We start from the raw sequence: 20,701 nt of genomic DNA, 5'->3' as shown, positions 1-20,701 counted from the left end.
CTGACCTCACGGGCGTTCGTGGGCGGCCACCGCACCCTGCACCGCCCGGATGCGCGGCGATCACGGCAGCCGCGCGCACCCGGGCCACGCGTGGGTTCCTCAGCTCAGGGCGGATTCCCAGGTGGTCGTGCGGGAGGTGGCGTCGGCGCCAGGGCGGTCGCGGGCCGCGGCGTCGCCGTACAGAATCCACCGCATCCAGTCCACGAACGTGTTGACGGTCCGGGAGTCGCCGAAGTAGTTGCTGTGGCCTGCGCCGCGGAAGGTGAGGAACGCCTTGGCGGCGGGCAGTTCCCGGTACGCCTGGCGGGCGGAGGAGATCGAGCACGTTCCGTCCCGGTCGCCGTGCGCGAACGGGACCTTGGCGCGGACCGCCGGGCTCGGGTTGCCCATGTCCACGCAGGACATGGGGACCGCGGGGGTGATCCGTGCGTCCGGCCAGGCGTTCAGCAGGCCGTGGGTGGTCATGCCGCCCACCGACCGGCCGGAGACGCCGACGCCGACCGCCTGGTGTCCGGTCCGCTGGCCCCCGGCCGTATTGAGGGCGGGGGTCCGGGTGATGACCTCGGAGACGTCCTTGGACATGCCTGCGCCCGCGGCTCCGGCTGCGCTCGGGGTCAGGAAACTACGCCGTTGCATGGTCATGAAGACTCCTGCTGTGGGGGGTGCGGAGCGCTGTTCGGTCAGGTGCCGGGAAGAGGCGTCGGTAATGCCGCGGCGGTGAGACTGACCTAGGTGGTGGGGGAGTAGGGGTGGGGGGTGGTCAGGTCGGCGAATCGCGCACGGTGGAGGACGTTCCGGTCCTGCTCGTGGTGGTCATCGGCGTGGTGTGGCCTTGCTGGCAGAGACGCGGCGAGCCGCTGAACACCGGCCGAACCGTGACTCGTTGAGGGAGTAGCCCTTCGCGCCCACCCACCCACCCGCCTGTCTGACAGGGAGGTGTTGATTCTGCGGAAACGGCGCAGGGGTGCCTCTCCTTCCAGTCGTCGTATTCTGCGCCTCTGGGAGCGTTCCCACATGCCTTGCAACAGGTACATTCCCGATCGGGTGCCGATCTGTCAATCATTGGCGCTCAACTCTGTTGTCTTCGACGCGCATTCGACAGATCGCAGGCGCACGAGGCCCGGTGTGATGTCTCTGGGGCCCGCCCGATCACCCTCGCGGCGGCCCGCCGTCAGCCGTGGCCGATACCCGCACTCATGCCGGCGATCGTATGGGCCCTGATGTCGGGGTGCGGTCCCTCCGCGAATCGGGCCACCACGGAGCGGACGTGGTCCTGGGCCGGCTGGAGCAGACCGTCGTACACCGCCACGCAGACTTCCCGCGCCCGCGACCGGGGCCAGCCGGGCGGCAGCAGCCCGATGGGGAGCAGCGGGTCCAGAATGGGGAAGTGCCGGTAGGCGTGCATGACCTCGGTCCGGGCGCGCACCGCGTCGGCACCGGTGACGCGGTCGGCGCTGATGTGCGCAAGCAAGCCGCTCCAGCGGTCGATGAAAGCCCGGTAGTGCTCGGCGATGCCGGGCAGGTCCCACGCCTGGACCGGGTTGCGGTCGACCTCCGTGTCCAGCTCCTCCTGCCGTGCGCGGAACACGGTCACCGCTCCCCGCGCCAGGTCGGCCACCTCGGTCCGCCCTTTGGGGGTCAGGGGGTGCGGCGACACCCAGAGCGCGTCGTACAGCGGCGCGAACCCACGCCAGCGCAGCGCGGTGCGCAGTGCGCGCCGCCGCGCGCTCTCCTGTTCCGGGACGGAGAAGGCGATCAGTGTCCACCGACCGTCCCACGAGTCGGGTTGGGTGGTGAAGGTGGCGATCGAGCTGGCGCCGCTCCACAGGTCCACGGCTGCCTGCGACGTCAGCCGGTAGGAGCTGTACCGTCCTTGCCGGCTGCTCTCCAGCACCCCACGGCGCATCAGTCTGCTGATCGTCGTACGGGCCGCGCCCGCGGTCACGTGGAACTCACCGAGCAATGCCACGATCGCCGCCGACGGCAACCACGCCCGGACGGGGAACGTGTAGTCGGCGATCAATGTCACCGTGAGTCCCTGCGGCGAGACGTTGCTTTGCCAGCCGGGCGATCGCACGGGGCCGACGGCGCCGTCACCCTCGTCGGAGAAGATCTCCTCGAGGTGGGACAGGTTCGGCAAGGTGGGCTCCGGCGCGGTGGACAGGGACGGCATCACTGTAACGGTTGTGAAAACGCCGGGTGGAGCTCCGCCGCGATTGATCCACTTGACCTCTCGTTCAGCTCGCCCGCCCTCCGCCAGCCGGCGAGCTGATGTTGGTCATTGAGGGCACGCTCGTCGATGACGTGGGGAGGCCTGTCGAGGGACCGCCTGCGCCCACCGCCGCGCAGTTCCACGGTTACCCACGTCGTCGACAGCAGCAAGGACAACCAGCCTTGCCCGGTGATCCAAGCTCGCTGGACCCGCATCACCGGCTGGTGACCCGCCCCGCATCCTTCCCTTCTCACCTCACAGACCGCCAGGGTGGCCATGCTGCTTCGCGGCGTGCGCGCATGCGGACGAGGCGACGCCCCGGCATGCCGGCTGCCGACGCAGCAGGTCGTGGAGGGTTTCGTCGGTGCCGTCGTCGCGCCGTCTGGATCCGCCGGGCCAGTCCGGGCGGCCGCGGCCCACTTCCTGGAGTGACGTCACTCGTTCCTGTCGTCCACAGCCCTCAGGCGGACCGCGATGTACGGTCGCCCCGGCAGCGTGAGGGTGAACTCGCCCTCATAGGTGCCGGGCAGCTCGGTGACCGTCATGTTCCAGGTGTCGATGATCTCGGCCCGGTAGCTGGTTCCTGGGCGGAGGGTGAACGAGCGCGCACCGGGCTGCGCCGCACCGAAGTAGGTGAGGTGGTAGCGGCCCTCGACCCCGCCGGCCGGGAAGTCGGACTCCGAAGGCAGCGGGTCGATGCCGGCGGCGTCCCGGGGGGTCTGCTCCAGGATCGTCCGCAGGAACTCCAGGCGGGGCGTGCTGTCACCCTTCAGCGTGCCGCCCTTCGCCCACCACAGGACGTCGCCGTCGGCGAGGTAGCACTCCCCGTGGGTGACGTATCCGCCGCGGACCACACCGTCCCAGCAGCGGCGGACCATCTCCTGGGGTGTGAGGTTGCCCCAGCCCGCGTCGATGTTCCCTTCGTAGCCCATCTCGTCGAGGGTGACGGGCTTGCCCCACTGCTCGCGCCAGGCACGGGTGTCCTCGGGGCCGTGCTGGATGCTGGAGTGGGTGACCCAGTCGGCACCGTTGTCGTAGAGCTCCATCCAGTTGTGCACGCTCATGAGGTGATCGTGGGGGTCCCGTTCGCGGATCACGGCAGCGGAGCGGGGCCAGTGGGCGGCGTCTTTGGAGAACATGCAGTCGTATTCATTGGCGAGCGACCACCAGACGTTGGCGTGGGCGCAGAGCCGGGCGACCACGTAGCGCAGATACCGGTCGTCGGCGGCCGGACCCATGTCCGAGAAGCCCCAGCGGTCGTAGGGATGGAACAGGATGAGGTCGGCCTCGATGCCCAGGTCGCCGAGCTGCTCGATGCGCTGCTCGAGGTGGCGGAAGTAGGCGGGGTCGGGGCGCTGGAAGTCCCAGCCGGTCTCCGGCGAGCCCTCGAAGGGATAGCGGGGCGGCTCGTTCGTGCTGTGGACGAACGACTTGGGCAGGACGCACATCCTGATCTTGTTGAACGGGCTGTCCGCCAGGGTCTGCAGGGTCTGCCTCCCCAGGTCGTCACCCTGGTTGGTCCAGGCGTAGGCGGTGGTCCCCAGCGGGAGGATCCGGGTGCCGTCGGCGTGGCGGAAGTGGTAGCGGTCGTGCACTCGGACCGGACCGTGGTCGTCAGGACCCGCCGCATCACAGGTGAAGCCGCCCGTGATCCCGTCCAGCGAGCGGGCGTTGCTCGACGTCCGGAAGGACCAGTCGCCTTCCTCGTCCGGCATGAACCGGATCCGGTACACCCCGTCACCGTCGTAGAAGCCGTACGTGGTCAGCGTCCGCTCCCCGAGCCGGAAATCGGCCCGCAGATCGACCTCGGTGAACGGGTTTCCGTGTGCCGGGCCGTGCAGTTCCAGCTCGAACGCCCGCCACTGCCGGACCGTGCCGCGCTGGATGAGCCGGGCGCTGCCGGTCGGCACGTCGGCGGACTCGTAGTCGGGGGACGGCACCACCTCCGGCCCGGCGGGCGGCTCCTCGACCGCCGTCTCCTCCACGGTCGCCAGCTCGGCGTAGAAGGCCTCGCGGGCGACAGGGTCGACCCGGAGGGGCCGCACCATGGCGGTCACCAACTCCAGGCGTCCCCGCAGGAGGGTTGCCCGCATCGGTTCGTTCTCGACGCCGGGCATGTACGAGCGGACCACGGACGCGGCCTGCGGGTTGCGCAGTACATCGGCGAGGACGGATCGGGGGCCGTAGGGCATCTGGAACTCCTGAGTCTGATCGGGATATCGGGCGTCGGGGGTGGTCGCCCGGCCTGGTGGGACGGCGGTCGCAAGGTCCTGCGAGGTCGGCCGAGGAGCGCCTCACGGACGATGTCCTGGATGCTTACCGGTGGGGGAGGAGCCGCCGGGTGAGGAGATGTCTTTCTCGGTGTCAGGCACCTCGTCGGCAGGGGCGCTCGCTTCGATTTCCATGGAGACCGAGTCCAGCCCGCCGCCGGTGACCAACACGGATGGGGCCGGAGGGCGACGGCGCGGGCGTGTCCGTCGAAGGTGGTACGTCGTGCCGCGTCGAAGCGCTCCTCGGTGACGGGCCGGGCGATGCCGAGCCCCTGGAGCACCCCACAGCGCGAGACCTGGACCTCCACCACGCGGGCGTGGTCGCGAGCCGGGTTGCCGTCGTCGTCACGGATCTCGACGGTCACGTAGGCCGGAGATCGACGCGGCGCTCGTCCGCGCGCCCGATGGGCGCCGCGCCGAGAGGCCGTTGTCGTGGTGGATGCACGCCCCGCGCTTCACTGTCCGGCCGTTGATCCGCGCGGCGTTCCGCGGATCCAGGCGAAGCGTCCGAATGCCCACGTTGACCGAGGTCCCGTCGAGTTCGGCGTCCCCGTCGCGCAGTCCGACCGTCGTCCGGTAGAGGTGGGGGTGGTCGACTCCCTGGAGGTGAGGTCGGGACGTAGAGCCGGGTGAGTGACATGATCGTCGTGCCGGGCGTATCGGTGAGGGGGACGGCCTCTGCCACGACCGGATGTTGCCGGTCATGTGCCGCCCTCTCCGTGGTAGCTGAAGTCGGCGAAGTGCACCGTGCCGTGCTCGGCGAACATGCCGGTGACACGGCCGGTGAAGGGCACAGCGGTCTCGACCGACCAGAACCGGCCGTCGCACTCGGCCAGTCGTGTCTCGACGCCCGCGGCGTCCACGACGTCGAGCCGGATGGTGTCACCGGAAGGCAGCCAGGGCGCCCTGCCCTCCCCGGGAGCCTCGGTGGCGATGCGGAGAACGACTTCGTCGCCGGCCACCTCGGTGCTCCAGGTACTGACCAGCGTCGGCAGTGCCGCCCGGGCGGTGACCCGGATCCCGCTCCCGGCCGGTGCCCGCTCGGCGATCAGGGCGATGGTGGACTCCTCCTCCAGACGGATACCGAGTCCGCCGCGGCCGTCGGCCGGCGCGATCCGGGTCTCCACGACACTGGTCACATGGCGCTGACGGCGACCCAGGAAGTCCGGACGGAAGGCGTCGATGCCCCCGGACCCCGCGCTGAGGGTGAGACAGCCGGGGCGGCGCCCGAGGGACGCCACCGACTCCAGTGCCCGTCCCACCGCCAGCCAGCCGGGATCCGCCAGAGCCGCCGGATCGGTGAATGTGAAGTGTTCGTCGAGCGGTTCGGTACGCGGGGCGAGGGGGACGGGAGCCGCGTACGGCCAGCCGTCGGCCCACTTCACGGTGGTCACATAAGTCTCCCGGCCCAGCGGGGAGGTGCGTCCCGCCGCCCGGGTGCCGAGCAGTACGAGCAGATCCTCGCCGTGCGGTCCCCGGACCAGGTCGGCATGGCCGGTGCACTGGACGGGCCGGGCGGTGCCGGATGCGCTGAGGACCGGGTTGTGAGGGGCGCCCTCGAAGGGCCCCTCGATGCCGGGGCCGCGCGCGATGCTCACCGAGTGCCCGTGGCCGGTCCCGCCCTCGGCAATCAGCAAATACCACTGGCCGTCGCGGTGGTACAAGTGCGGCGCCTCGGGTGCCACCAGGCCCGTGCCGGACCACAGCTCGCGCGGCTCCTCCAGCACCCTGCCCGTCACCAGGTCGACCCTCGCCTGGAGGATGCCCCGGTTCGACACCACCCGGACACCGTCCAGGTGCAGCCCGCTGAAGGTGACGTACGCGGTGCCGTGCTCGTCCCACGCGAGGTCGGGGTCGATGCCGTGGATGCCGTCGAGGGAGACTCCGTCGCTCCACGGGCCCGCCGGATCGGCCGCGGTGAACACGACGCAGCCACGCGGACTGGCGGTCACGGTGACGATGACGTGGAAGAGACCCTCGTGGTAGCGGATGGTGGGGGCCCACACGCCCGCGTTCGAAGGGGTGCGCGCGAGCCGGACCTGCTCCTCGCGAGGGGCGACGTTACCGATGTGCTCCCAGGAGACGAAGTCGGTGCTCCGGTAGACCGGCAGCGCCGGCAGGTACTCGAACGACGAAGTGACCATGTAGTACGTGCCGTCGACGAGGACGCAGCTGGGGTCCGGGTTGAAACCCGGGATCAGGGGGTTGGGCAGGTCCACGAGGAGTTCCTTGGGTGTCGGTACGTCTTCCCGGTCAGACATGGTCGATCCCCAACGAGAGGAAGGACCGCCGTCCCGCCGACCGCCCAGCGGGGTAGCTGGTGTGCGGGTCGGCCCCGCGCTCGGGTGGTGCGTGTACGAGTGCCCCGGTACATCAGGCCGAGACCGGATCCAGGATCGTTCGCACGGCCCGGTGGAAGGCCTCCGCGCCGGGATGCAGATCCTGCGGAACGAGTGCTTCGGCGATCTCGGCCGCCGGAGCGTCGAGTCGGCCGGCGAGCGCTGCCGCCACCTGGGTCTCGCCCCGCGGAGCCAGCCCGGTCTCCACTGCGGCGCCGACCACCGCCGCCCAGACACCGGGATCATCCAGCACGTCACGGACCGTGCGGTCGGCCCGCGGCCCTGCCGGCGGCCCGGCGGGATCGGGCACCACCCACTGGTGCCGGCCGTGCCCCACCAGGATCGGATCGTCACCACCGGGCAGATGCACCTCGGCCAACGCCCCCACCGGCACCCGCACGTCCAGCCGGAACTCGCCGTCGGCCCGCTCCCATTGGACGTCGGCCTCTCCGTACGGGGTGAGGTGCCGCGCCGATGCGGAGGTAAGCGCTCCCCATGGGCGCGGTCGCACCAGTATCTTGCGGTAGCCGGGCGCGGCCGCGGCGAGACCGGCCACCTGGCGGTGCAGCCAGTCCGCGACCGCGCCGAGCGCGTAGTGGTTGAACGAGGTCATCTCACCCGGGTTGATGCTGCCGTCGGGCAGCATGCTGTCCCAGCGTTCCCACACGGTCGTCGCCCCCATGGTGACGGGGTACAGCCAGGACGGGCAGCCGGTCTGCAGCAGCAGGCGGTAGGCGACGCCGACGTGACCGGTGGCCGACAGCGCATCGGTGACCAGGGGGGTTCCCACGAAGCCGGTGCTGATCCGGAAACCGCCGGCGCGTACCAGGTCGGCGAGCCGCCGACCGGCCCGCTCGCGCTGCGCCGCGTCGGGCAGCAAGTCCCAGGCGATCGCGAGGGCGTACACGGTCGGCGCGTCGGACAGGACGCGGCCGGTGGAGGTGACGTAGGCGCGGTTGAAGGCCCGGCGGACCTCCTCCGCCAGTGTCGCGTACCGGTCGGCCTCGTCCGGCCGACCAAGCACTCGGGCGGCGTCGGCCACCAGATGGGCTGAGCGCGCCAGATGTGCGGTGGCGACCACGTCGGGGTCCGCCTTGCCGCGGCCCGGCGCATCCGGAGGCGCGGACGGGTCGAGCCAGTCGCCGAACTGGAAACCGCCGGTCCACAGCCGGTCCGGCCCGGCCAGGGACGCCGCCTTGTCGACCCAGGCGCGCATACTGGGCAGCTGACGCTCCAGCACGCCTTGGTCGCCGGTGCGCTGATACAGCGCCCACGGGACCATTACGGCGGCGTCTCCCCAGGCGGCCGCGGCCGGCGAGGCGTCGTGCAGGACGTCCGGAATCACGAAGGGCACCGACCCGTCCGGCCGCTGTTCGGCGGCGAGGTCTGCGAGCCAGGAGCCGAGGAAACCGCCGACGTCGAAGAGGAAGGCCGCGGTCGGCGTGAAGATCTGGATGTCACCGGTCCAGCCGAGCCGCTCGTCCCGCTGGGGGCAGTCGGTGGGCACGTCGACGAAGTTGCCGCGAGTGCCCCACACCACGTTCTCGTGGAACCGGTTCAACAGTGCGTGGGAGGAGCGGAACCAGCCCGTGCGCCGCAGGTCCGACGAGATCACGACGGCCTCGATGTCCTCGGGGCGCAGACCGGGGACCCCGGACACCTCCGCGTACCGGAAGCCGTGGAAGGTGAGCATGGGTTCGAGCTCCTCCTCGCCGCTGCCCGCCACGAGGTAGCTGTCGGTCGCCTCGGCCGTGCGCAGAGGCCGGGTGCCGAGCTCACCGTGCTCCAGCACCTCGGCGTGCCGGACGACGACCTCGCTGCCGGCCGCCAGACCGCGGACGCGCAATCGCACCCACCCCACGGCGTTCTGCCCGAAGTCGACCAGGGTGCGTCCTGTGGGGGAGATCCACACCTTCTGGGCCGACAGCATGTGGGCGACCCGGATGGGTGGTCCCTCCGGTGCGACGAGCCGGTTCAGGTCGCTCTCCACCACCTCCACCGAGCCGGTGGCGGGACGCCAGTCACGGCCCCGGCGGCGCAGATCGGTGCGCTGGCCGTCGTAGAGGTCGTCGGTCAGGACCTCGCTCTCGCGGGCCGTCCAGGAGCCGTCCGTGGCCAGGACGTGCACCTGGCCGTCGGTGGTCGTGACCTCGAGCTGGGCCAGCAGCGCGAGCCGGTCGCCGTACTGGGCGCGCTCGCCGCGGAAGCCCAGGCGGCCCCGGTACCAGCCGTTGCCCAGCAGGAAGTCCAGCGTGTTGTCGCCGCTGCGCACCAGCTCCGTCACGTCGTGCGTGTGATAGCGGAGCCGGTGGGCGTACGCCGTCCAGCCCGGGGTGAGCACGGCGTCCCCGACCCGCAGACCGTTGACCGTGCCGGCGTACAGGCCGTGCGCGGTGACGTACAGGCGGGCCTTGTGCACCTCGCCGGACACATGGAGGGTGCCGGAGAGCACGGGTGCCGGCATGCGCAGTCCGCCGACGCCGACCGGGCTGATGAAGGACGCGGTCCAGTCGCCTCTCTCGAGGAGGCCCGTCTCCACTACGGCGCGTCCGCTCCACTGGCTCCACTCCTCCTTGTGGGCGACGCGCACGCGTACGGCCGCGAACTCCCGGGACGCCAGCGGCCGTGCGGGCCAGGGCACGAGAATCTGCTCGGTGCTGTCGACCCGGTACCTCTCGGCGGTCCCGCCCCGGGTCACCTCGATCTCGTACGAGGTCTGCTCGTAGCCGAAGTCCGCGTGGGGGACCGACCAGGACAGCCGGGGAGAGCCGGTTCCGACGCCGCGTACCGGAGAGGCGTCGGTGAAGTGTTCGAAGCGAGGCGGGGAGGGGGCGGCAGCCACGACCATGCGGGTCTCCAGATGTCTCAAGCGCTTGGTGACCGGGCCCGAAGCGGACGACCATGCGCTCTGCTCGGGAACGCCCGCACGCCTCTGATGGGGTGGCGTGACAAGCCGGTGGTGTGCAACGTTCTACGAACGGGAGCGTATGGACCGCCCCGAACTCATGTCAAGGACCTGGTAACGCATCGAAGGACACCGATTCATGAGGCAGCGATCTACAGATGCGCTTGTAGCATGGCGTGAATGGACAACAGCTCTGCTGACGCCGACCTGCGGGGCGACATGAACAGTTCGGGCGAGTGGCAGACGCAGCCGAACGTCGCACAGGCCGCGGACGGGTCGCGATCCTCCGGTACCCGACGCGTGACGATCCAGGACGTGGCGAAGGAGGCGCGCGTCTCGATCTCCGCCGTGTCGAAGGTTCTCCGCGACGCCTATGGCGTCAGCCCCGAGATGCGGGCCAAGGTCACCGAGGCCATCGAACGGCTGGGATACCGCCCCCAAGCAGGTGCTCGCGCCATGCGTGGCCGCTCCTACACCGTCGGCGTGATGCTCGCGGCGCTCTCGCACCCCTTCCAGCCGGAGATCGTCGAAGGCATCACGGACGAGCTGGAGCCCGGCCCGTACCAGGAGATCCTGATCACCGGGGGGCTCGCCGCCCCGCGCCAGCAGCGCAGCATCGAGGCCCTGGCGGACCGGCAGGTCGACGGACTCGTGATCATCACGCCGGAGATCGGTACGGACTGGCTGGAGCGGCTCGGCGCGGGACTTCCGGCCGTGGTGGTCGCGCGACACGGTGGTGCCGTCCACTTCGACACCGTTGTCGACGACGACCGCGGCGGTGCCCGGCTCATGGTGGACCACCTCGTGGGCCTGGGGCACCGGAACATCGTGCACACCAGCCATCCCACGGGAAGCCTGAAAAGACCCTTCGTCCTCTCACACACGGCCCGCCGTGACGGCTATGTGGCCGCCATGAAACGGCACGGCCTGGAACCGGACGTCATCGAGACCTCCTACACGGAAGAGGGCGGCTACCTGGCGGCGGTGGAGGCCTTCGACCGGCCGAGTCCGCCGACCGCGATCTTCGCGGGGGCCGACATCGCGGCCGTCGGTGTCCTGCGGGCGGCGGAGGAGCGCGGCCTGCGGGTTCCCGATGACCTCACCGTGACGGGCTACGACAACATCAACGCCTCGGCGATCGGCCGGGTCGCCCTCACCACGATCGACCAGTCCGGCCACCTGACCGGCCAGATGAGCGCCCGGCTGCTGCTGGAGCGGCTGAGCGGCCGCACGCAGCCGGTTCACTACGTCGTGGCGCCACGCCTGGTCGTGCGTGCCACCAGCGGGGTGCCCTCGCGACGCAGGTGAGGGTCATGGGCGCAGGACGCGGGGCGTTTTGTGCAACGGTGCACTGCCTGTCTTGAACGGGTGGTGACGGACCGGTGGCATGTCGGACGTCGACCGGTGTGCCACCGACCGCAGCTCGGTCGGTCCGGAAGAGGTAACGGCACGTCAGATGGTTGGCAGACGGTACATCTGAAGACGAGGCTACGGGTGCGTTGCGGAACTGTTACCTGAGAGGGTCCGTACGTTCCCTTGACTGGTTCTCGTGCTCTCCGTACGTTGCGGCGTAGAACGTTGTACACATCACTTCGTCCGGTTCGCGCTCCTTCTTCTGGGCGCCCGCGACATCTCTCCTCCGGCCGGCAGCTGCCAGGGCCGCACTTTCCTTCGGATCCCAAGGAGTCCCGATGCGGCGCACCACTCGATCTGCTCTCGCAGTGACCACGACCATGAGCCTTGCCGGTCTCGCAGCCCTCACCGGCTGCACCAGCGCGGGCACCACCACCGGGAGTTCGGGCGGGGGCAGGACCACGCTCACTCTCGGCATGACGCAGGACATCCAGGGCTGGGACCCGACGAGCCAGCCCTCCTACCAGGGCTGGGCGGCGTCGGCCGTGTACGACGGCCTCATCCGCTGTGGCGCGGACGGTCAGCCGGAACCGGACGTGGCGACGTCGTGGACGTTCGCGCCGAACAACATGGGCGTCACGGCCCGTCTGCGGTCGGGAATGAAGTTCTCGGACGGCAGCCCGGTCGACGCGGCCGCGGTCAAGGCGAACTTCGAGTACGCGAAAAAGCACGGCGGCAGCGCCGCCCGCTTCGCGGACATGACGGTCACCACGCCCGACAAGTCGACCGTGAAGATTACCCTGTCGAAGCCGAACCCCCTGCTCACCGCGCGGTTGTGCGAGGTGCGTCTGGGCAGCCCCGAGTTCCTCGCGAGCGGCAAGACGAACAAGGCGCCCGTCGGCTCGGGCCCGTACACGCTGGACACCTCGGCGACGACCGCCGGGTCGGTGTACACCCTCACCAAGAACGACGCGTACTGGGATTCCAAGCGGTTCCCGTACAAGAAGCTCGTCATCAAGGTGATCACCAGCGAGACTGCGGCGATCAACGCCCTCAAGACCGGGCAGATCGACGGCTCGCTCATCACCCAGGCGACGTACAGTCAGGCCGAGGCGGCAGGGCTGAAGGTGCAGTGGCAGAAGAGCGAGGTCACCCGTCTTCTGATCACGGACCACCTGGGCAAGCAGGTCCCAGCGCTGGGGAAGGTGGACGTGCGCCGGGCGATGAACATGGTCTTCGACAAGGAAGCCATCGCCAAGAACCTCTACCGCGGCCTGGCCTCCCCGACCGCGCAGATCTTCCGCGCCGGCACGCAGGCCCGTATCAGTGACCTCAAGGATCCCTACCCCTATGACGTCAAGGCCGCCAAGGCGCTCATGGCGAAGGCGGGATACGCCAAGGGATTCACCCTGGAGATGCCCTACCTCCAGGGTCAGGGCCTGGACGCGCTGATGCCGGTGGTCAAGCAGCAGCTGGGCCTGATCAACATCAAGGTCAAGCAGGTGACCCTGTCCGGGCCGAACGCCATCGGGGAGCTGCTGAGCGGCAAGTACCCGGTGCCCATGTGGGCGCTCGGAAACTACGCCGACTCCCGGCAGGACATCTCCGACTACGTCCTGCAGGACGGCATCTGGAACGTCGAGCACCAGCGGGACGCGACGGTGAACAGGCTCTGGAAGAAGATCGCTAGCGAGACCTCGGAGCAGTCCGCCAGGAACCAGCAGGCCCTCAACCAGTACGTCATCGATCAGGCGTGGTTCGTGCCGATGGTGGACACGGGCACGATCTACGCCTCCAACCCCAAGGTCAAGATCAACAAGTCGACCGACCCCGCCGGTCTGCACCCGCAGCTCTGGGACTTCCAGTAGTCCCTGCGGGCCTGAGTGATTGGAGCGACGGGTGTTGGCATCCGTACTGAGGAAGCTGGTTCGTGCGGTGGCCGTGCTGCTGCTGGTCAGCTTCGCGACCTTCACACTGATGTATGGCAACGGTCCGGGCATCGCCCGGGCCGTGCTGGGCACGAACGCCACCGACGCCACAGTCCGGGCCGAGGTGGCCAGGCTCGGCCTCGACAGACCGCTCGTCGTGCAGTACGGGGACTGGCTCAGGGGAGTCGTCACCGGCGACTTCGGGGAGTCTTTCTTCACGGGGCAGTCCGTGTCGTCGGCCCTGTCCTCCCGAGTACCGGTGACGCTCACCCTGATCGTCCTGTCGATCCTGCTGACGGCGGTGGTGAGCGTCCTGGTCGGCGTCGCCGCCGCCGTCCGCGGCGGGTGGATCGACCGGGTGGTGCAGTTCCTGTCGGTCGCGGGAGCCGCCGTACCGCCCTTCATCGTGGCGATCGGTCTGGTCTTCGCCTTCGCCGTCTCCGTCCGGGCGTTCCCGGCCACGGGGTACGTCTCACCGGACCAGAGCCCCACCGGATGGATCGGATCGGTCACCCTTCCGGTGCTCGCCCTCCTCGTGGGAGCCATCGCCAACTCCGCCGCGCAGTTCCGCGGAGCGATTCTCGACACCCTCTCCCAGGACTTCGTCCGCACCCTGCGGGCGCGCGGGATCCCCGAGTCCAAGGTGGTCTTCCGCCACGTGCTGCGCAACGCCGCGGGTCCCGGTCTGACCGTCTTGAGCCTGCAGACCCTCGGGCTCATCGGCGGCGCCGTCTTCATCGAGCAGGTGTTCGCGCTGCCGGGCCTGGGCGAACTGAGCAACGGCTCCGCCCAGCGAGGTGACGTTCCCATGGTGATGGGGTGCGTGCTGGTGACGATCGTGATCGTGCTCGTCGTCAACCTGCTGGGTGACCTGGTGACGGCGGCGGTCAACCCGAAAGCGAGGACGCGATGACCACGACTCCCACCCTGGAGCCGTCCGGTCCGGTGCAACCGGTCGCCAAGGGACGCTCACTTCTGCGGCGGCTGCTGGCCAATCCGCAGGCCGTCCTCTGCGTCGCCTTCCTCCTCTTCGTGGTGTTCCTGGGCCTGTCCAGCTCCTGGCTGGCCCCTCACGGGCAGAACGCGACCGACCTCAGCGCGGTGAACGCCTCCCCGTTCTCCTCCGGTCACCTCCTCGGAGCGGACTCGACGGGACGGGACATCCTGTCGCGGCTGATGTACGGCACCCGGCAGACGATGATCGCCTGCCTGGTGGTGCTCGCCGTGTCTCTGGTGATCGGCGTGACCAGCGGCCTCGCCGCAGGCTTCTACCGGGGCAGGACCGACGCGGTGTCGAGCTGGTTCTCCGACGTGGTCATGTCGATGCCCGGCATCGTGCTGATCATCGCGCTGTACGCCCGCACCGGGTCGAACATCGTCGCCACCATGGCCGCCTACGGGCTCATCGTCGCACCCACGTACTTCCGCCTGGTCAGGTCAGTCGTCCTAGGGGTCCGCGGCGAACTCTACGTGGACGCGGCCAAGGTGGTCGGACTCTCCGACCTGCGGATCGTCGGACGTCATGTGCTGTGGGCCGTACGCGCGCCGATCATCGTCCAGAGCTCGTTCGTCCTTGCCTCGGCGATCAGCATCGAGGCCGGTATGGGCTTCATCGGCCTGAGCGACCCGGACAAGGCGTCCTGGGGCGGCGTGCTCCAGGAGGCGTTCGGCAACATCTACAACAACAGGCCCGGCGTGCTCTGGCCCGCCCTCCTCATCACCCTGACCGTTCTGGCGCTCGTCCTGCTCGGTAACGCCCTGCGCGACATCCTTCAGTCGTCGGCGCACAGCCGGACGCTGTCGCCGCGGCGGCGACGCGAACTCGTCCGGCGGGCGCGGGAAGAGCGCGGGCAGGCGGCCGTGGAGGAGGCGACTTCCAGGGGGGCGGCCGCTCCCGCCGCCGAGGCGGTGCTCTCGGTTCGCGGTCTGCGCGTCGGCTACCCGGACGACGAGGACGGAGTGCGCGAGGTCGTGCACGGCGTCGACCTCGACGTACGGCGCGGCGAGATCCACGGCCTGGTCGGCGAATCCGGCTCGGGCAAGTCCCAAATCGCATTCTCGGTCCTGGGCATCCTGCCCCGTGAGGCGGTCGTCCTCGGCGGCAGCGTCCTCCTGAACGGACAGGACCTGCTGGCCGACGAACGGCGGCTGCGCGAGGCCCGGGGCCGGCGCATCGCCTACGTACCGCAGGAACCCATGTCGAACCTCGACCCCTGCTTCACCGTCGGCGCGCAGCTCACGCACGGCCTGCGCGCGGTCAAGAAGATCTCGGCACGGGAAGCGGAACGGGAACTGCTGGAGCTGCTGGCGCGCGTCGGCATCAAGAATCCGGACCGGGTCTTCGGGCAGTATCCGCACGAGATCTCAGGCGGCATGGCGCAGCGTGTGCTCATCTGCGGCGCGGTGGCCTCCGACCCCGACGTGATCGTGGCGGACGAACCGACCACCGCCCTGGACGTGACCGTGCAGGCCGATGTCCTGGACCTGCTGCGTGAGCTGCGCGACGAACGGGGACTGGCCGTCGTCCTGGTGACCCACAACCTGGGAGTCGTCGCGGACATCTGCGACACGGTCAGTGTGATGCAGGACGGTCACATCGTGGAGCGCCAGGACGTGGACGGGCTGTTCGAGTCCCCGGCGGAGTCGTACACGCGGGAACTGCTCTCCTCGGCACGCCGTGTCGAGATCGCGGAGGTGTGAAGTGGCGGAGCCGGTACTGACGGAACCGGTCCTGAAGGTCGACAACCTCGTCGTTCGTTACGGCGGACGGCGGGGCACCGGAGCCACGGTGATCAACGACGTCTCCTTCGACCTGAGCCCCGGGGAGACCCTCAGCTTGGTCGGCGAGTCGGGGTCGGGCAAGACGACCATCGGCCGCGCGGTCCTCGGGCTCGCGCCGGTCACGGCCGGCAGGGTCACGTTCCGCGGCGAGACCGTGAGCAACATTCCCCGGGCGCGCCGGCGCAAAGTCGCCCGCGACATCCAGGTCATCTTCCAGGACCCGTACTCCTCGCTGAACCCGTCGATGACGGTCGAGAGCATCCTCGTGGAACCGCTTGTCGCGGCCGGCGCGGCAGACGGCCGGGCACGTGTGCGGGATCTGCTGAACGCCGTGGGCCTCCCGGCCGACTCCGGCGACAGGTACCCCCGCGAGTTCTCCGGCGGCCAGCGGCAGCGCGTCGCCATCGCCCGCGCCCTCGCCCTTCACCCGGCGGTCATCATCTGCGACGAACCCACCAGCGCCCTCGACGTCACCACCCAGGCCCGCGTCCTCACCCTCCTGAAGGACATCCAGCGGGAGACGGGCGTGGCCTACCTGTTCATCAGCCACGACCTCGGCGTCGTGAACGAGGTGAGCGACCGCATCGCCGTCCTCAACCAGGGCCGCATCGTCGAGATCGGCAAGGCCCACGACGTAGCGGCCGACCCGCAGCACCCGTACACCCGCAAGCTCCAGACGGCGGCGCCGGTGGCGGATCCGAAAAAGCAGCGTCTGCGCCGCGCAAGGCGGTTGCAGGCAGACACCGCGGAGCTTTCCGACCTCAAGGGGACCTCGTGAACACACAGGGAGCAGACGCCGGCGAGAGGCCTGAGCCGGCCCAGGACAACACGCTGACGAGGCGCCGCTTCGTCCGCAACACGGCGGTCGGTGCCGCGGTGGTCCTCGGAACATCGGCGATATCGGTCTCCGGCGCGTCGGCCGCGACCCGCCCGCAGTGCGCGGCACTCGTCAGCGGTGGCCCGATGTGGGTCACCCCCGACTGCGACGATCCGACGTACAGCCGCCCCGTGATCGACAGCGAGCGGGATCTGACCTCACCGGTACCGCACCGCAAGATCTCGGGCCACTTCGACGGTACTGACAAGAAGTTCAACCTCTATCTGCCGCCGAAGGGGCAGTGGCGGGGCCGCTTCTTCCACAAGGTGTACCCGCTGACGGACGAGAACGCCGCCGACCAGGACATCGCCTTCGGCGCGGACAGCGGCGCCTACGTCGTGCAGACCAACGGCGGCACCGGATACCGTGTCGACGCCGCCGCGGCCAAGTTCTCCCGCACGTACGCGTCGAAGTACTACGGCTCGTCGAGAAAGATCCACGGCTACATCTGGGGCGGCAGCGGCGGCTCTTACCAGACCATCGGCGCCATCGAGAACACCGAGGGCGTATGGGACGGCGCGGTGCCCTTCATCCCCGGCACGCCGTACTCCATCCCGAGCAGTTTCACCGTCCGTGCCCTGGCACGGCTCGTGCTGCGGGACAAGGCGCGCCGGATCGCCGACGCGGTGCGGCCCGGCGGCAGCGGCAAGCCCTTCGAGGGGCTCAACAGCGTGGAGCGGGCCATGCTGCGCGAGACCGCGGAGTTCGGCGTTCCCCTGCGCGCGTGGGAGGACTCCGCCTACGTGCTCGGGCTGTCGGCGCCGGACGGGCTTCTCGGATTCACGGACGTGCTGCGCACCATGGACCCGACCTACGCCGACGACTTCTGGAGCAAGCCGGGCTACCTCGGTACCGAGAAGTCGGCTCTCGGCGACATCGTCCGGGGCGCCCGGATCGACCTGCTGACCACGATCCAGAAGGTCGACCGGGACGCCGGGAACACGCCCACGAGCCTGGTCCTCGCCAGTGCCCCGGCGCAGCCGGACACGACGGGACTCGACTTCACCGTGGTCGGCGGCGACGGTACGACGGTCATCGGGACGCTGCAGGCTTCCCTCGACCCGGCGACGCGCGTCGTCACCCTCGCGAGCGGCAATGACCCCAAGACACTCGCTGCCCTCGACACCGGGGTCGGGCTGCGCCTCGACAACAAGTGGACCATCGCCTTCCGTGCATACCACCGTTACCAGGTCCCGACACGCCCCGGCTTCTACGCCTGGGACCAGTACCGGGGCCCCGACGGAGAGCCGCTGTACCCGCAGCGCGCCCTTCAGGTGGGCCCCCTCATCTCCAAGTCCACCGGCGGCGGCGGCACCCACACCGGCAAGATCACCGGCAAGGTCATCATGGTGGGCAATCTCGTCGACACCGACGCCAACCCCTGGCCCGGCGACTGGTACCGCGCCCGGGTGAGGGAAGCCCTCGGCGGGCGTTACGAGGACGACTTCCGCCTCTGGTACAACGACAACGCCGACCACCTCGAAGGCCCGGTCACGGGCGCCCGCGCGGCCCGGCTCGTCGAGTTCACCGGCATCCTGCAGCAGGCGCTGCGCGATCTGAGCGCCTGGGTGGAGAAGGGCGTGAAACCCGCGCGCACGACGTCGTACGACGTGACCGGCAGCCAGATTTCGGTGCCGGAGCATGCCGCGGACCGCCGCGGCATCCAGCCCGTCGTCGATCTCACCGTCGACGGCACCGACCGGATCGAAGTGCGGGCCGGCACGCCCGTCACCTTCAAGGCCCGCATCGAGGTTCCGCCCGGCGCGGGCCGCGTCGTGCACACCGAGTGGGACTTCGCAGGCACCGGCGACTTCGCGGCGAAGCCGTTCGGACCGCCCCGCCCCACTGCCGAGATCCGGCAGACCTTCACCTACACCGAGCCGGGCACGTACTTCCCCGTGCTCAGGGCGACGTCACAGCGAGAAGGCGACACGGCGACCCCCTTCGCTCAGGTGATGAATCTCGGCAGGGCGCGCGTCGTGGTCCGCTGACAGCGCACTGCGGAGGAGGGAGGAGCCGGCACGCGACGGCGTGCCGGCTCCTCCCTCTTCCGGAGCGCGTTGGCGGTGGCACTGTTTCCCCTGCCGGTCGAGCTGGAGTTCCCCGCCTGTGACAACGCAGCTGTGGACAGACGTGGTCGACTTTCGCGGCGCCCACGACCTCCCCTCGATCGCCAGGCTCCCCCCGGCGTGTCCAGACAGTACCGGCGCACGTCCCTCGGTCCGCGCCGACGCGTCCGTCTGGCCGCTCTCATGCCGGGTGGCGCGGTCCGGCTGACGGACTCCGCCCATGTCGGTGCCTTCCCTGCGCAGGAAAGGGACAGCGCCGTTCCGTAGGATCCGGCGCACTCGACACAACGGCAGGCTCCGGCCCCGGCGGTGCATCGAGGGTCTCGCAGCGGCCAGGTGGGCGACACCGACGACCTCGCCCTGGCGACGTCGAAAGCGGCGAAAGAGGATGGTCGGGCCCGTGCGCACGTAGTCGTGGGTGCGCCGCTCGCCCGGTCGGCAACGACACCAACATCGTGCACGCCGGGCGCCGTTCCGGCATGCCCGGCTGCCGGCCACGACGAAGTGATGAGAACTGCTGCCGCCGCACCGCTCAGCCTGCTACTGCCAGACGTACCAACGGCAGTGATACATACCGGAGACGTCCCAAAAGTGTCTGCTCGTTGTATCGCGCCGGGTGCCGCACAGTGGATGTTGCGCCCCATCGAAGTCCTGGTGAGGCGGATGCCGAGCGTGATGAGCGTAGGCCGCCGCTGCCCTCCGGGGCTGAGGGCGTTCCCCCTCCGCCGCGGCGTGAACCGTGTCCCCGGAGCCGGCTCGACCGGCACTGCCGGGACACACGGACCCCGACGCCGCCCGGCGGGACTGCTCACCCGCAGCAGTCGTCCAGGCACCGAGCAAGGAGATCCCTCATTGTCGCGCCGCCTTCTCCCGGTCCTCGGCAGCCCCCGCGGCAACGGGAAGCCCGAGTTGCCAGGGCCCCCGGCCGAGGCACAGCTGCCCGCCGACAACGAGCAGCGGCGGACGTCACTCCCCGGGCATCCGCTTCCCGGCTTCGACGACCCGCGGCACAGCAGACCGCATGCGCAGCACCCCGCGCGCCCCGACCGGGACGGGCACCGAGGCACCGGCTCGCGCGAAGACGTTCTGCACCCACGACGCGCCGTCAGAGCACTTGCCGGGCGGCTGTCGCACACGACCGGAGGCCCCACGGAATCCGCCGCATGACCGACTTCGGGGAAACACCACGCCCCCACCCGCACATGAACCGTGGTGACTCGCCGCACGCCGATTCGTCCACATGACGGCAGCCGGTACCGCCGTCCGCCTCCCATCGACCGAGAGAGTGGTCATGTCCCCCCAGCCACCCGAGTCAACTGTCTCTCGCCCCGAGGGACCTCCCGAGCAGCCAACCGGGGAATGCGCGTCCGCTCCGTCCCGGCGAACGTTCATCACGACCACCACCGCCGTCGGCGGTGCTGTCATGGCGGGCGGCGTGGTAGCCGGACCGTCCGTGTTCGGTGCCGAGTCCGCGGAGGCCGTCGAGGCGCCACCCAGCAGCCGCGTCTCCCTGACCGTCAACGGCAAGCGGCTCACCGTCACGGTCGACAACCGAACCTCGCTGCTGGACCTGCTGCGCGAGCACCTGCACCTGACCGGCTCGAAGAAGGGCTGCAACGCCGGTGCCTGCGGCGCCTGCACCGTCCTGGTCGACGGCCGTCGGGTGAACTCCTGCCTGACCCTGGCAGTCCGACTGGAGGACGCCGAGGTCACCACGATCGAGGGCCTGGCCAAGGGAGAACAACTGCACCCCCTGCAGCAGGCGTTCATCGACCAGGACGCCTTCCAGTGCGGCTACTGCACCTCCGGCCAGATCATGTCCGGTGTCGGCTGCATAGACGAGGGGCACACCGGCTCACCCGATGAAATACGGGAGTTCATGAGCGGCAACATCTGCCGCTGCGGCTGTTACGTGAAGATCGTGCGCGCGGTCGAGCAGACCGCCGCCGACCGGAAGTGAGGCACGG

General features: G+C 69.9%; 12 protein-coding genes and 1 pseudogene. 7 read left to right on the top strand and 6 right to left on the bottom strand.

Annotated features, from left to right (window positions below; genetic code table 11):
- Positions 1–99 precede the first annotated feature (99 nt).
- The 6 genes and pseudogenes from AB0B29_RS36955 to AB0B29_RS36930 form a co-directional block, all read right to left on the bottom strand.
- Positions 100–642 (bottom strand): hypothetical protein, encoded by a 543-nt coding sequence (locus AB0B29_RS36955; protein WP_362247013.1) that lies wholly within the window; start codon positions 640–642, stop codon positions 100–102.
- A 529-nt stretch (positions 643–1,171) separates the two neighbouring features.
- Entirely contained in the window at positions 1,172–2,173 is a 1,002-nt protein-coding gene (locus tag AB0B29_RS36950) for a PaaX family transcriptional regulator (RefSeq protein WP_362247011.1), read from the bottom strand.
- A 473-nt stretch (positions 2,174–2,646) separates the two neighbouring features.
- The gene (locus tag AB0B29_RS36945) at positions 2,647–4,344 is read right to left on the bottom strand and encodes a DUF5605 domain-containing protein (RefSeq protein ID WP_362247040.1); all 1,698 of its coding nucleotides are present in this window, start codon (positions 4,342–4,344) and stop codon (positions 2,647–2,649) included.
- A pseudogene (locus tag AB0B29_RS36940) lies at positions 4,266–4,874 on the bottom strand (hypothetical protein); the annotation flags it as partial. The gene AB0B29_RS36945 and the pseudogene AB0B29_RS36940, both read right to left, overlap by 79 nt.
- A gap of 309 nt (positions 4,875–5,183) precedes the next feature.
- Positions 5,184–6,743: a glycoside hydrolase family 43 protein gene (locus tag AB0B29_RS36935; protein WP_362247009.1), complete on the bottom strand. Its 1,560-nt coding sequence runs from the start codon at positions 6,741–6,743 to the stop codon at positions 5,184–5,186.
- A 112-nt stretch (positions 6,744–6,855) separates the two neighbouring features.
- Positions 6,856–9,669: a family 78 glycoside hydrolase catalytic domain gene (locus tag AB0B29_RS36930; RefSeq protein WP_362247007.1), complete on the bottom strand. Its 2,814-nt coding sequence runs from the start codon at positions 9,667–9,669 to the stop codon at positions 6,856–6,858.
- Positions 9,670–9,906: 237 nt separating this feature from the next.
- Here AB0B29_RS36930 and AB0B29_RS36925 point away from each other — a divergent pair, with 237 nt between their 5' ends.
- The 7 genes from AB0B29_RS36925 (at position 9,907) to AB0B29_RS36895 (ending at position 20,694) form a co-directional block, all read left to right on the top strand.
- Positions 9,907–11,034, top strand: a complete 1,128-nt coding sequence (locus AB0B29_RS36925; RefSeq protein WP_362247005.1) for a LacI family DNA-binding transcriptional regulator — start codon at positions 9,907–9,909, stop codon at positions 11,032–11,034.
- 413 nt (positions 11,035–11,447) lie between these two features.
- Complete coding sequence (locus AB0B29_RS36920) at positions 11,448–12,947, top strand: ABC transporter substrate-binding protein (RefSeq protein WP_362247003.1); 1,500 nt, start codon at positions 11,448–11,450, stop codon at positions 12,945–12,947.
- A gap of 34 nt (positions 12,948–12,981) precedes the next feature.
- Positions 12,982–13,920, top strand: coding sequence for an ABC transporter permease (locus tag AB0B29_RS36915; protein WP_436845976.1), 939 nt, complete (start codon positions 12,982–12,984; stop codon positions 13,918–13,920).
- Positions 13,917–15,707, top strand: a complete 1,791-nt coding sequence (locus AB0B29_RS36910; RefSeq protein ID WP_362246999.1) for a dipeptide/oligopeptide/nickel ABC transporter permease/ATP-binding protein — start codon at positions 13,917–13,919, stop codon at positions 15,705–15,707. Before AB0B29_RS36915 ends, AB0B29_RS36910 begins: the two co-directional genes overlap by 4 nt.
- Position 15,708: 1 nt before the next feature.
- Entirely contained in the window at positions 15,709–16,566 is an 858-nt protein-coding gene (locus AB0B29_RS36905) for an ABC transporter ATP-binding protein (RefSeq protein ID WP_362246997.1), read from the top strand.
- Positions 16,563–18,656 (top strand): PKD domain-containing protein, encoded by a 2,094-nt coding sequence (locus tag AB0B29_RS36900; RefSeq protein ID WP_362246995.1) that lies wholly within the window; start codon positions 16,563–16,565, stop codon positions 18,654–18,656. Before AB0B29_RS36905 ends, AB0B29_RS36900 begins: the two co-directional genes overlap by 4 nt.
- Before the next feature lie 1,369 nt (positions 18,657–20,025).
- Positions 20,026–20,694 carry a (2Fe-2S)-binding protein gene (locus AB0B29_RS36895; protein WP_436845975.1) on the top strand — a complete coding sequence of 223 codons (669 nt, stop codon included), beginning with the start codon at positions 20,026–20,028 and terminating at the stop codon, positions 20,692–20,694.
- Positions 20,695–20,701: the final 7 nt, after the last annotated feature.

The organism is Streptomyces tibetensis, assembly GCF_040647715.1.
GTDB classification, from domain to species: Bacteria; Actinomycetota; Actinomycetes; order Streptomycetales; family Streptomycetaceae; genus Streptomyces; species Streptomyces tibetensis_A.
The sequence above is the reverse complement of the archived record's forward strand: the minus strand, read 5'-3'. Positions and strand labels throughout refer to the sequence as shown.